Source organism: Paraglaciecola aestuariivivens (assembly GCF_052983255.1).
Genome location: NZ_JBRKBA010000006.1, coordinates 37,129 through 50,798, shown reverse-complemented (window position 1 = coordinate 50,798; position 13,670 = coordinate 37,129). Strand labels below are relative to the sequence as shown.

14 protein-coding genes are annotated in these 13,670 nt (G+C 40.8%); all 14 read right to left on the bottom strand.

The genetic code is table 11. From position 1 onward, the window contains the following. Positions 1 to 71 precede the first annotated feature (71 nt). On the bottom strand, positions 72 to 1,628 hold the full coding sequence (locus tag ACVCDT_RS10430) for a putative bifunctional diguanylate cyclase/phosphodiesterase (RefSeq protein ID WP_447132716.1): 1,557 nt from the start codon (positions 1,626 to 1,628) through the stop codon (positions 72 to 74). 213 nt (positions 1,629 to 1,841) lie between these two features. Further along, positions 1,842 to 2,255 (bottom strand): F0F1 ATP synthase subunit epsilon, encoded by a 414-nt coding sequence (locus ACVCDT_RS10425; protein ID WP_447132715.1) that lies wholly within the window; start codon positions 2,253 to 2,255, stop codon positions 1,842 to 1,844. A 75-nt stretch (positions 2,256 to 2,330) separates the two neighbouring features. Next, positions 2,331 to 3,716: a F0F1 ATP synthase subunit beta gene (atpD, locus tag ACVCDT_RS10420; RefSeq protein WP_447132714.1), complete on the bottom strand. Its 1,386-nt coding sequence runs from the start codon at positions 3,714 to 3,716 to the stop codon at positions 2,331 to 2,333. Positions 3,717 to 3,747: 31 nt separating this feature from the next. Next, on the bottom strand, positions 3,748 to 4,608 hold the full coding sequence (atpG, locus tag ACVCDT_RS10415; protein ID WP_447132713.1) for a F0F1 ATP synthase subunit gamma: 861 nt from the start codon (positions 4,606 to 4,608) through the stop codon (positions 3,748 to 3,750). A gap of 65 nt (positions 4,609 to 4,673) precedes the next feature. Beyond that, entirely contained in the window at positions 4,674 to 6,215 is a 1,542-nt protein-coding gene (gene atpA, locus ACVCDT_RS10410) for a F0F1 ATP synthase subunit alpha (protein WP_447132712.1), read from the bottom strand. Between the two features lie 13 nt (positions 6,216 to 6,228). After that, positions 6,229 to 6,762, bottom strand: a complete 534-nt coding sequence (gene atpH, locus ACVCDT_RS10405) for a F0F1 ATP synthase subunit delta (protein ID WP_447132711.1) — start codon at positions 6,760 to 6,762, stop codon at positions 6,229 to 6,231. Between the two features lie 13 nt (positions 6,763 to 6,775). Continuing rightward, positions 6,776 to 7,246, bottom strand: a complete 471-nt coding sequence (gene atpF, locus ACVCDT_RS10400) for a F0F1 ATP synthase subunit B (RefSeq protein ID WP_447132710.1) — start codon at positions 7,244 to 7,246, stop codon at positions 6,776 to 6,778. Between the two features lie 46 nt (positions 7,247 to 7,292). Then, positions 7,293 to 7,532 (bottom strand): F0F1 ATP synthase subunit C, encoded by a 240-nt coding sequence (atpE, locus tag ACVCDT_RS10395; protein ID WP_215929289.1) that lies wholly within the window; start codon positions 7,530 to 7,532, stop codon positions 7,293 to 7,295. Between the two features lie 165 nt (positions 7,533 to 7,697). Then, positions 7,698 to 8,501: a F0F1 ATP synthase subunit A gene (atpB, locus tag ACVCDT_RS10390; protein ID WP_447132709.1), complete on the bottom strand. Its 804-nt coding sequence runs from the start codon at positions 8,499 to 8,501 to the stop codon at positions 7,698 to 7,700. A 55-nt stretch (positions 8,502 to 8,556) separates the two neighbouring features. Beyond that, a complete protein-coding gene (locus tag ACVCDT_RS10385; RefSeq protein WP_447132708.1) occupies positions 8,557 to 8,946 on the bottom strand; it encodes an ATP synthase subunit I in 390 nt (129 codons plus the stop codon). A gap of 205 nt (positions 8,947 to 9,151) precedes the next feature. Beyond that, a complete protein-coding gene (locus ACVCDT_RS10380; RefSeq protein ID WP_447132707.1) occupies positions 9,152 to 10,021 on the bottom strand; it encodes a ParB/RepB/Spo0J family partition protein in 870 nt (289 codons plus the stop codon). A 34-nt stretch (positions 10,022 to 10,055) separates the two neighbouring features. After that, positions 10,056 to 10,847, bottom strand: a complete 792-nt coding sequence (locus tag ACVCDT_RS10375) for a ParA family protein (RefSeq protein WP_447132706.1) — start codon at positions 10,845 to 10,847, stop codon at positions 10,056 to 10,058. Positions 10,848 to 10,922: 75 nt separating this feature from the next. Further along, positions 10,923 to 11,564, bottom strand: a complete 642-nt coding sequence (gene rsmG / locus ACVCDT_RS10370; protein ID WP_447132705.1) for a 16S rRNA (guanine(527)-N(7))-methyltransferase RsmG — start codon at positions 11,562 to 11,564, stop codon at positions 10,923 to 10,925. Next, positions 11,564 to 13,477, bottom strand: coding sequence for a tRNA uridine-5-carboxymethylaminomethyl(34) synthesis enzyme MnmG (gene mnmG / locus ACVCDT_RS10365; RefSeq protein ID WP_447132704.1), 1,914 nt, complete (start codon positions 13,475 to 13,477; stop codon positions 11,564 to 11,566). The genes rsmG and mnmG overlap by 1 nt, the downstream gene beginning before the upstream one ends. Positions 13,478 to 13,670 lie beyond the last annotated feature (193 nt).

Sequence of the window (13,670 nt, the reverse complement as noted above, 5' to 3'; positions counted from 1 at the left end):
TCCGAATTAAATCCTTATTTACATGGACAGAAGAAACTACCAATAAATTCCATAAGAAAATAAATAGCTTTTTATGCAGTACTATTTGCTTGCTCTAATTGCAAAGAAAACTGTTCAAGCGTCAGAGGCTTATCTATGTAATAACCTTGTGCAAGACTACAGCCTAGCTCAGTTACTAAGTTAAGTTGTGCTATGGTTTCTATGCCTTCAGCCACAACGTTAATATTTAGCGCTTTGGATAGATTAATAATACTGCTCACAATATTGCGAGTTTTTTGGTTTTCGCAGATTTGATTAATAAAAGAGCGGTCTAATTTTAATTCTGAAATAGGGTAATCCGCTATATGCGACAAAGACGAATAGCCAGTGCCAAAGTCATCTAAACTAATTTCTATGCCAGCTTCGCTTAGTCTTTTGCAAACTAACAAAGGGATCACTGAATCGGCTGCTATGGTTCGCTCAGTAATTTCTAATTTAATTAGATGATGCGGTACTTGGTATTTGTTCAATAAGGCAAAAACTTTCTCGGTTGAGCTTTCATCTGCAAACAATACAGGGGAAAAGTTCACTGCCACAGGTTTAGCTTTGTCACCCCATAGTTGAATTTGCGCACAGACCATTTCTAACACATATAAATCGATTAAATGTACGGCGTAGATTTCTTCGGCCACATTAATAAATTCATTGGGGCTAATTAACCCATGCACAGGGTGGCGCCACCTAACTAAAGCTTCGGCACCTACTGTTTGGCCAGAACTTAACTCAATTTTTGGTTGATAAACTAAAAACAACTCTTTGAGTTTTATGGCATCGTTAAGGCCATGTTGAATGATAAATCGACGTTGCATATTCTCGATAAAATTACCGTCTTTAAAGTTATTTTGTCCTTGCCCTGAGCGCTTACCCATAAACATGGCAATATCGGCAATTCGTAGTAACTTTTCGTAACTGTCGCCATCTTGTGGGAAACGGCTAATACCTATGGTTTGCGAAACCTGCAACTTATGCCCTGCCACACAAAAAGATTCGGACATTTTTTGATTAAGTTCGGTACAGATTTTTAAGCACATTTCATCGCTGGTGGGCCCAGGCTGAATAATACAAAATTCATCACCACCAATGCGCGACAACATAGCTTGTCCATCAATCACTGAATTTAGTCGATTGGCGGTTTCAATTAATATTTTATCGCCAACACTATACCCCAGCATATCGTTTATATATTTAAAGCTATCTAGATCAACATAAAACAAGGTGAAATTACTGTGTTGTGATTTAGCAACTTCAATTAAGTCTTGGGTATAGGCTTTAAATGCAAAGCGATTAGGTAAGCCGGTTAATCGGTCGTGGTTTACTTGATAGTGTAATTCTTTAGATAACTCTTTAATTCGTTGCCGATCAATTTTGTAATGTTTAGATAATTTAAAGGTGATAAATAATAAACTTAAACTTGTGCCTATTACTAAGCCAATTAGTTCATCTAATTGATAGGCCTCGTAAGGCGCAGTCAGGGCAAACCAATAGCCCATAAAATCAGTAAATATGAAGGTAATGTAGATAGTTAAAATTATTGTAAGGGCGATAAACCACTCACGCTTTGGATTAAAATAACGTTGTTTAACAACCATTTAGCTTTGCCTTTAGTATTATTATTAGTATGACAAATTATTTTTATGGACCGCTGAGCTTTTCACAAAAACTTGGTATTGAAAAGCTTAAACTGCAGTTTTAGATGATCCTCATGGTTTCTGCTGATTATTTCGCCAAATTGAACGTTTTTAATTGGCGCAAAAACAAAAAACCCAGCATTAAGCTGGGCTTTTAATCAATTTTGGCATCGATTATTTACGCAGTTTTTGAATCAATCTAAGTTGCGCAATGGCTTCAGCAAGCTCTGCAGCTGCTTCAGCATAATTAAAATCTGCACCTGGATTAGCCATGTTTTCCTCAACGCGTTTTTTCGCCTCAAGTGCCGCTTGTTCGTCTAAATCTTCTGCACGAATAGCGGTATCGGCCAATACAGTCACTGTACCGGGTTGAATTTCTAGTACGCCACCGTTGATGTAGATGTTTTCTTCATCACCATGTTGCTTAACTAAACGCACCATGCCAGGTAACAAAGTAGTTAATAAAGGTGCATGTCCAGGATGGATCCCTAATTCACCTTCACTACCTGTTATTTGGATAGCTTCAACTAAACCAGAAAAAATACTGGTTTCAGCGCTTACTACGTTTAGTTGTACTGTCATTGCCATAAAAACCTCCAATTAAAAACACGTTATTCGAGCCCATCTAGTCCAAGTTTATACCTGGACTAAATTGGCCAAAAATTACATGTTTTTAGCTTTCTCGCTAGCTTCTTCGATTGAACCAACCATGTAGAAAGCTTGCTCTGGAAGGTGATCGTACTCACCGTTCAAGATACCTTTAAAGCCGCTAATGGTGTCTTTCAAAGAGACGTACTTACCAGGTGAACCAGTAAATACTTCAGCTACGAAGAAAGGTTGTGACAAGAAACGCTGAATTTTACGAGCACGAGATACTGATAATTTATCTTCTTCAGATAATTCGTCCATACCCAAAATCGCGATGATGTCTTTAAGTTCTTTATAACGCTGAAGAACTGATTGAACGCCACGTGCAGTTTCGTAATGCTCTTGACCTATTACTAGAGGGTCAAGCTGACGTGAAGTTGAATCTAGAGGGTCAACCGCAGGGTAAATACCCAAAGACGCGATATCACGTGACAATACAACTGTTGCATCTAAGTGAGCAAAGGTTGTTGCAGGCGATGGATCGGTCAAGTCATCCGCAGGTACGTATACCGCTTGGATTGAAGTGATTGAACCTGTCTTAGTTGATGCGATACGCTCTTGTAACACACCCATTTCTTCAGCAAGAGTAGGCTGATAACCTACCGCTGATGGCATACGACCTAGAAGTGCTGATACTTCAGTACCGGCTAGGGTATAACGGTAGATGTTATCTACGAAGAAAAGTACGTCACGACCTTCGTCACGGAACTTCTCAGCCATAGTCAAACCTGTAAGTGCTACGCGCAAACGGTTTCCTGGTGGCTCGTTCATCTGACCATATACTAGTGATACTTTATCTAGTACGTTTGATTCGTTCATTTCGTGATAGAAATCGTTACCTTCACGAGTACGCTCACCTACACCAGCAAATACTGAGTAGCCGCTGTGCTCGATAGCGATGTTACGAATTAATTCCATCATGTTTACGGTTTTACCTACACCGGCACCACCGAACAATCCAACTTTACCACCTTTAGCGAAAGGACATACTAAGTCGATAACTTTGATGCCTGTTTCTAGTAGTTCAACTGAACTTGATTGATCTTCGTAGCTAGGCGCTTCACGGTGAATAGACATACGCTCTTCTTCACCAATTGGACCTGCTTCATCGATTGGGTTACCCAAAACATCCATGATACGGCCTAATGTAGCTGTACCTACTGGAACTTGGATTGCTGCACCCGAGTTTTCAACAGCTAAACCACGACGTAAACCGTCTGTGGTACCCATGGCGATTGAACGTACTACGCCACCACCAAGTTGCTGTTGTACTTCAAGGGTCAAACCTTGCAAATCACCTTCGGTAACTCGCAATGCGTCATATATTTTTGGAACCGAATCTTGTGGAAATTCAATATCCACAACGGCGCCAATGATTTGGACGACCTTACCTTGACTCATGTTAATTCCTCTTAAATTCTAAAACCATTGCCTACACCGCTGCCGCGCCAGCTACTATCTCACTGATCTCTTGCGTAATCGCTGCTTGACGTGCTTTGTTATATACCAGTTGCAAGTCATCAATGATGTCGCCCGCGTTATCGGTGGCCGCTTTCATGGCTACCATACGTGCTGCTTGCTCAGAGGCGCCGTTTTCAACTACGCCTTGGTAAACTTGAGACTCAATAAAGCGAACCAATAACATATCTAAGATAGGTTTTGGATCAGGCTCATATATGTAGTCCCAACGGTGTTGTAATTCTTCTTCTTCAGATTTAGGCAAAGGCAACAATTGATCGATCTGCGGCTCTTGCGCCATGGTATTTACAAACTTATTAAATACCAGATACAAACGGTCTATTTTGCCGTCGTTATATGCATCTAACATGATACGCACTAGGCCAATGATTTCACTGACGGTTGGCGCATCACCTAAGCCCGACTCAGCGGCTAATACACTGCCACCAAAACGGTTGAAAAATGCAACAGACTTAGCACCTAACGCTGCAAAATCCGTTTCGACACCTTGTTCTTGCCATTTTTGTGCTTCTTTGACCACTATCTTGAATTCGTTGGTGTTTAAGCCACCACATAATCCACGGTCTGTAGAAATCACAATATAACCAACGCGTTTTACTTCACGTTCTTCCAAATAAGGATGGCGATATTCAAGGTTAGCGTTTGCCAGGTGACCGATCACATTTCGAATATTCTCAGCATATGGACGGCTAGAAGCCATACGGTCTTGCGCCTTTTTCATTTTAGACGCTGCAACCATTTCCATAGCGCTGGTGATCTTCTGCGTATTTTTAATACTGCCGATCTTACCTTTTATCTCTTTACCGCTAGCCATAAACTCTATCTCCGTTTATTCAACATAATGTCCACCTTGCTGTTAAAGCGAGGTGGCCAAATTGATTACCACGTTTGTGTTGCTTTAAATTTTTCTAAAGCTTCATTTAAAGTGGCTTCAATTTCTTTGTCGAAATTACCAGTTGCGTTGATAGTGTTCATCAGCTCGCTATATTCACTGTTCATGAAAGAGTGTAAAGACGCTTCGAAGTCTAGGATCTTGTCTAGTTCAACGCCTTTTAAATGCCCTTTTTCAACAGCAAACAATGAAACACCCATATCTGCAACCGAAAGCGGTGCATATTGGTTTTGCTTCATTAATTCCATAACGCGCTCACCATGCTCTAGTTGAGCACGAGTCGCTTCATCAAGGTCAGATGCAAACTGCGAGAATGCCGCTAATTCACGATACTGAGCTAAGGCTAGACGAATACCGCCACCTAGCTTTTTGATGATTTTAGTTTGTGCAGCACCACCAACACGCGATACCGAGATACCAGCGTTAACCGCAGGACGAATACCGGCATTGAACAAATCTGATTCTAAGAAGATTTGACCATCGGTAATCGAAATTACGTTAGTAGGTACGAATGCTGATACGTCACCGGCTTGGGTTTCAATAATAGGTAAGGCAGTTAAAGAACCTGTTTTACCTGTTACTTCACCGTTAGTGTATTTTTCAACGTATTTGTCGTTAACACGAGCAGCACGCTCAAGTAGACGAGAGTGAAGATAGAAAACATCTCCAGGATACGCTTCACGGCCTGGCGGACGACGTAATAATAGTGAAATTTGACGATAAGCAACAGCTTGCTTAGACAAGTCATCGTATACGATCAAAGCATCTTCACCACGGTCGCGGAAATACTCACCCATAGTACAACCAGAGTAAGGTGCCAAGTACTGTAGTGCAGCAGATTCAGAAGCAGAAGCGGCAACAACAATGGTGTGACCCATAGCGCCGTGCTCTTCTAACTTACGTACCACGTTAGCAATTGTTGAGGCTTTTTGGCCTACAGCAACGTACACACATTTAACGCCAGAATCTTTTTGATTGATGATGGCATCAATGGCCAAAGCTGTTTTACCGGTTTGACGGTCACCGATAACCAATTCACGCTGTCCACGACCAACTGGGATCATGGCATCAACTGATTTATAACCAGTTTGAATAGGTTGATCTACCGATTGACGTTCGATAACGCCCGGTGCAATTTTTTCTACCGGCTCAAAACCGTCTGCATCGATGGCACCTTTACCATCAATTGGTGCACCTAGAGTGTTAACAACACGACCAAGTAGGTTACGACCTACTGGTACTTCTAAAATACGACCAGAAGATTTTACTTTAACGCCTTCTTGTAAGTCAGCGTAAGGTCCCATTACAACCGCACCTACAGAGTCACGCTCTAGGTTCAATGCGATAGCGTAACGGCTACCTGGAAGCTCAATCATTTCACCTTGCATTACGTCTGCAAGGCCATGGATACGGATAATACCGTCGGTTACACCAACAATAGTCCCTTCATTACGAGCTTCACTTACTACTTCGAACTTCTCAATACGTTGCTTGATTAGTTCTGCAATTTCAGTGGAATTCAGTTGCATGCTCTTTTCCCCGTTATGCTTGTAACGCGTCTGAAAGACGGTTTAATTTACTACGAAGTGAACCGTCAATAACTGTATCACCGGCTTTAATTAATACGCCGGCTATCAATTCTGGATCCACGCTACAATTTAGCTTAACTTTTCGTGCAAGACGTGTTTCAAGAGACTTGCTCAGACTCGTTTGTTGCTTTTTAGTCAGTTTGACAGCTGATGTCACATCAACGTCAATTTCTTTCTCAAACTCAGCTTTAAGCTGGTTGAACAACACAGAAATATCTGGCAAGGCTTGTAAACGTCTATTTTCAGCCAAAATCGTAATTAGATTTTGACCCTCTTGGTCGAGTTGTTCACCACACACGCCATTAAATACCTCAGCAAGTTTTTCTGCTGCTAATGAACCGGTCAGTAAAGACTTAATGGTGTCATTAGTTGATACTTCGGCAGCAAAGGCTAGCATTTCCTGCCATTGTGCAATGGTTTTATTCTCGACCGCGTAATCGAACGCAGCTTGAGCGTAAGGGCGAGCGATAGTTGTCCATTCAGACATAGCTCATTCTCCCTTATAGCTCAGCGACAAGTTTTTCAACTATGTCACTTTGTGCCGCAGCATCAATTTCACGTGCAAGGATCTTTTCAGCACCGGCTATAGCTAAAGTTGCAACTTGCTTGCGCAACTCTTCTTTAGTGCGGTTTCTTTCTGCTTCGATCTCTGCATATCCCTGAGCAATGATTTTTTCACGCTCGGAATGACCACGTTGCGTTTCTTCGTCAACAATAGTTGACCCACGCTTTTTGGCTTGTTCAATGATTTCTGCTGCTTGCGCTTTCGCATCTTTCAGCTGTTCTGTTGCTTTAGCTTGGGCTAGTTCAAGGTCTTTTTCACCTCGTTCTGACGCAGCTAAACCATCAGCAATTTTTTGTTGGCGTTCTTCAATAGCGCCGATAATAGGCGGCCATACAAACTTCATGCAGAACCACACGAAGAATATAAATGCTATTAATTCACCAAGTAGAGTGGCATTGATGTTCAAAACCGCTACTCCTCTTTAATAGTTCGTTAAAAGAAATGGATAACTACTATTGAGCACCAAGTACGAACAACATATAAAGAGCGATCGCAACACCGATCATCGCGATTGCATCGATAAGACCCGCTACGATAAACATTTTTACTTGAAGGGTTGGTGCTAGCTCAGGTTGGCGTGCAGCCGACTCAAGAAATTTACCACCTAAAAGACCGAAGCCAATAGCTGGCCCCAATGCACATAGACCAATCAAAATACCAACTGCGATATATAGATTACCTAAGATTTCCATAGATTTTCACCTTTGTGTTTAAGTTAAAATTAAAAATAAAATGTTCAAAATTGTATTTAAGGTTAGGGGTTAAACCTTTGAAATCTAACCCCAAACTGTAAATGTGTTACTTAATTTGGGCGTCCTGCCCTTAGTCTAATTGACTAACTAAACCTTTATTAACCCTTAGTGTTCTTCACTAGCTAAGCTTAGATATACTATGGTTAACATCATAAATATAAAGGCTTGCAGAGGGATTACTAATAAGTGGAAAGCAGCCCATAAGAAGTGGATAGGCAATTGCCATAAGCCTATGGTACCTGCAATCAATATAAAGATAAGTTCACCAGCGTATAAGTTACCAAACAGACGTAATGATAACGACAATGGTTTAGCTAAAAGAGCCACGACTTCTAGTATGAAGTTGAACCAATACAACCAAGGCGTATTAAAAGGATGAGCGTAAAGCTCTTTTAAAAATCCACCTAAGCCTTTGATTTTTATTGAATAGAAAATCATTAATACAAACACACCAATAGACAGTGCGAAGGTCATGTTCACGTCTGTGGTAGGTACAACTTTCATGTAAACGTCATGTGGATCGACACCAAAACCGTAGTAGCCAATTTGGCCAGCTAACCAAGGCAAGAAATCCACTGGGATCAAATCCATTAAGTTCATCAATAACACCCACACAAATATGGTTAGTGCTAAAGGTGCAATTAACGGACTCTTTCCATGATAGGTACTTTTAACCGTATCATTTACAAATTCGACCACAAGCTCTACACAGGCTTGCCATTTACTTGGCACACCCGCAGTTGCTTTTTTAGCAACAGCTCGAAAACTAAGAATAAACACAAAACCCAACACTATCGACCAAGCTAATGTATCAATATGGAAAGTCCAAAAACCTTCACCCACTGTTGCATTAGTTAAGTGGTGCTGAATGTAATTGCTAATGGTTTGTTCGCCACCAGTATCTGCCATTTTATCATCCACAATTTTAAAGTTAAAAAGCTGTATTCAGCCTCGTTATTTAGCTTTAAAGCTTAACGCGACTGTTAAAAATTATTATGGGCCACTGGGCCATTAAGGTTACGACATAGCTGACTAACAGCGGAATGGGTTGCAAATTAGGCCATTTATATACCAATACGAACAACACAATCGTAAACAAAAACTTTAGTTTGCTGCCTTTGTTAAAACTCCGCACTACTAGTTTATTTTGGCTAGCACCGGCATATTTAAACGCTAAGAAGGCAAATACCATTGCTGGTAATACACTGGCTACACCACCGTAAAACGCTGATATACCTGCATATTTTCCAGAAATAAAAGTAAAAACTAAGGTTAATACAATGGCAATTAGGCTTTGATAAAAAAGCACTTTTATCGCCAACTGTCGACCTTCTTGGGCCAAGCTAGTTGCCAATGGAACCCTCTACGTGTTTAAACCCTTACAAAAAGCGCCAAAAGTATACTTAACTGGCAATAATTTACAACACTAATGTCTATATTGGTGCACAAAAGCACTAATATAGAGAATCTTAGCAATCCGTTATTTTTAAAGGGCTGGTAAATTAACTTAACAGAAGCCGTAAAGTTTTAATCACACTAGTTTTGAATCTAATTAGTGGTTATTTAATATGCCCTAAAATGCCATCTAACTGGTCAAGACTTGAAAAATTGATCACTAACTTGCCTTTACCTTTGGCATTGTGCGCAATGCTTACTGGTGCACCTAGGTTTTCGGATAATTCTGTTTGTAGTCTTTGTACATCAGGATCTTGTTTAACCGGGGCTTTTTCTTTAGCTGGCTCTAAAAGACGACGAACCAGGTTTTCTGTGTCTCTTACGGTTAATCCTTTGCCAGAGACAATTTGCGCCGCTTCGTTTTGTTGTTCGCCAGTTAACGACAACAAAGCTCTGGCATGACCCATTTCAATGTCACCATGCTCTAACAAGAGTTTAACGTCGTCATTTAGGTTGTTTAAGCGCAGTAAATTGGTCACTGTGGTACGCGATTTACCTACAGCTGTGGCCACTTCTTGGTGGGTTAGTTCAAATTCAACCATGAGCCGATCTAGGGCCTGGGCTTCTTCCATTGCATTAAGATCTTCACGCTGAATGTTTTCGATAAGGGCAATGGCCACTGCCGATTCGTCTGGCACATCTTTAACCAAACAAGGTATGAGATCTAACTGGGCAATTTGCGAGGCGCGCCAACGACGCTCACCGGCGATAATTTCGTATTTATCTTCGCCAATCGCACGTACCACTATTGGTTGAATAATGCCTTGTGAACGAATTGAAGATGCTAAATCTTCTAAGGCTTCAGGTGACATGTCTTTACGTGGCTGATATTTACCAGGTTGTAAAAACTCTACTGGAATCTTTTGCAATTCGCCTTGTTGCTCAGGGATCTCTGAGTCAGAGCTTTTGCTTTTTTGACTGGTGGCTAAAAGTGCGTCCAATCCTCTTCCTAAGCCTCGTTTTTTCGCCGACATGTGATCCTCTATTTTAATTATTCTAATGCGTTATTTAATTGGCCGATTGCGCACTTTTATGCATTTTACTGCGGCGCAATATTTCACCTGCTAGGGCTAAATAAGCTTTAGCACCTGTAGATGATTTGTCGTAATACATAGCGGGGGCACCAAAGCTTGGGGCTTCGGCTAAACGCACATTTCTTGGAATGACAGTACGATATACTTGGTCACCAAAATGTCGTTTAAGTTGTTCCGACACGTCATTTGCCAATCTATTGCGTGGATCGTACATAGTACGTAACACACCTTCAATTTTTAATTGCGGATTAACCACTGAAGCTAGCTTTTTAATGGTGTCCATTAGGGCGGTTAACCCCTCAAGTGCGTAATATTCGCATTGCATAGGAACTAGCACTGAGTCAGCTGCAGCCATGGCATTTACTGTGAGTTGGTTTAACGATGGTGGGCAATCAATAAAGATAAAATCATAATAATTTTTGACAGGTGCAAGTGCATTTCGCAAGCGTACTTCACGGGCAAAAACTTCCATAAGTTTAATTTCGGCTGCGGTGATATCGCTGTTGCCTGCTATCAGATGATAACTGCCCGAAGTTTCTTTTATGATGACTTCATCAACGGGCTTTTCTTCAATGAGTAATTCGTAACTGGTGTTTTCGACGTTATATTTGTCAACCCCACTGCCCATAGTGGCATTACCTTGAGGATCGAGATCTATCAATAACACTTTGCGTTTAGTTGCTGCCATTGAAGCAGCCACATTTACCGCTGTGGTGGTTTTACCGACCCCACCTTTTTGATTCGCAATTGCAATGATTTTGCCCAAAATAATCGTCCAATTTTTATTTAGTCAACCAGAACAAAAAAGCCATTTTATAGTTAATGGCAAAGAGAATAGCGTCTAGCTGACTGTTTGTTTTTTAATTTTGACAATATGACGTTCACCTTCAAGACCAGGTACGTCTAATTTAATTGTTTCTTGTAAAGTGAATCCAGCCGGTAACCCATGTATTTCATCGGTTGGCAATTGCCCCTTTAGTGCAAGAAAAACTCCCTGAGAATCTACCAGATGTTGGCACCAGTGCAACATATCTTTTAAAGATGCGAATGCTCTGCTTAAAACCCCATCAATTTTTATGTCTGATTGGTAGTCTTCTACGCGAGATTGTAAAGGTTGAATATTGCTTAGTTTTAATTCGTACGCCACTTGTTTCATAAAGCGTACGCGCTTACCCAAACTGTCTAACAATATAAAATGTTTGTCGGGACACATGATCGCTAGTGGAATGCCTGGTAATCCTGGCCCGGTTCCTACATCAATATAATTTGAGTGCTCTAACAAGGGGGCAACCACAATAGAATCAACTATGTGTTTAATCACCATTTGTTGAGGTTCACGAATTGAGGTTAAGTTATAAGCTTTGTTCCATTTATGCATCAGTAATACATATTGGATTAATAAAGCTTGTTGAGCTTGGCTAACCTCAAGCTCAGTATGCTTGAGGCTATTTTTTAATACAGTTAATAATTCTTGTTCTAACATTAGGCGATGATTTTCTTTTGATCTTTATTGCTGCTGACTAATAGCCCATGTTTTTTCAAGTAAACCAATAACAAAGACACAGCCGCAGGAGTGATACCTGAAATACGCCCGGCTTTGCCTATGGTTTCAGGACGGGCTTCGGTTAACTTAGCCACTACTTCATTACTCAAACCAGATATCTTACTAAAATCAAAATCCATGGGGATCAGGGTATTTTCATTTCTTAATGTTTTGGCTATTTCGTCTTTTTGACGCTCAATATAACCGGCATATTTAATTTGAATTTCAACTTGCTCGGCAGCTTGCTTGTTGCTGATAGCAGGTCCAAAAGCGTCAATTTGCATTAACGCTTGATAGGTCATCTCTGGGCGGCGGATCAGATCTTCTAAGCTGTTTTCTTTGGTAACTGGGTTTTTCAACTGAGCATTTAAGGTTTGGGTTGCCTCATGCGCAGGGTGTACCCAAGTAGATTTAAGTCTTTGTCTTTCTAGCTCTATGGCTTCTAGTTTTTGATTGAATGCACGCCAACGTTCGTCATCAACCAAACCTATTTCTCTGCCTTTGCTGGTTAATCGAATATCGGCATTGTCTTCACGCAACAATAAACGATATTCTGCTCGGCTAGTAAACATACGATAGGGTTCTTTGGTACCCATAGTGGCAAGATCATCGATCAATACTCCAATGTATGCTTCATCACGGCGTAGGGTAAAGGCATCTTTTTGCTGAACTTGTAATGCTGCGTTAGCCCCAGCTATCAGGCCTTGAGCGCCAGCTTCTTCATATCCTGTGGTGCCATTAATTTGTCCAGCAAAGAATAATCCGTCAATAAATTTGGTTTCTAAACTTTGTTTTAGATCCCTAGGATCAAAAAAGTCATATTCGATCGCATAACCTGGACGAACTATGTGCGCATTTTCAAAGCCAACTATGGAACGAACCAAATCCATTTGTACGTCAAAAGGTAAACTAGTAGATATACCATTTGGGTAAACTTCTATGCTGTTTAAGCCCTCTGGTTCAACAAAAATTTGATGAGAGTTTTTATCTGCAAAGCGATGAATTTTATCTTCAATTGAAGGACAGTATCTTGGTCCTACACCTTCTATCACCCCAGTATACATAGGCGATCTATCTAATCCACCACGAATAATTTCATGGGTTTTTTCATTTGTATGGGTAATGTAACAGGGCACTTGTTGGGGGTGATCACTGGCTTTACCCATAAAAGAAAAAATAGGGGTAGGGGTGTCGCCGTGTTGTTTTTGCATGGCATCAAAATTAAGAGTTCGTGCGTCTAATCTGGCTGGTGTTCCGGTTTTTAAGCGATCAACTCGAAATGGCAAAGCACGTAAACGATCGGCTAAAGCGATCGAAGGAGGATCGCCTGCACGGCCTCCTTTATAATTTTCCATGCCTATGTGTATGGTACCGCCTAAAAACGTGCCTACTGTGATAACAACGGCCTTAGCATGGAATTTAAGGCCCATTTGTGTAACTACTCCAACAACGCGATCGTTTTCTACGATCAGATCATCACAAGATTGTTGAAATAATGTCAGATTTTCTTGATTTTCAATTACTTTTCGAATTTCTGAACGGTATAAGGATCGATCTGCTTGGGCTCGTGTAGCCCTGACTGCTGGGCCTTTACTGGAATTTAAAGTTCTAAATTGGATCCCGGCTTTGTCTGTTGCTTTGGCCATAGCCCCACCTAGGGCATCAATTTCTTTGACTAAGTGTCCTTTGCCGATCCCGCCAATGGCTGGATTACAAGACATTTGACCTAAGGTTTCAATATTATGGGTTAACAAAAGAGTATTTACGCCCATGCGAGCAGAGGCCAATGCGGCTTCTGTACCTGCGTGGCCACCGCCAATTACGATGACATCAAAGTGTTCTTGATAAAACATGGGATTCCTCTAAAGCTAAATGATCTATTTTACCCAAATAAAATGGGTCGCATATTCTATATGGATCTGAGCGTAAGTAAAATGTTTAAAAACTATTCAATTATTGATTTTTGATCGCTTTAATCTTTATAGGATCTTTTAGATCTTTGTTTATTACTACTACTATTAAGCAAGCCCTTTTCTGTGTATAAGT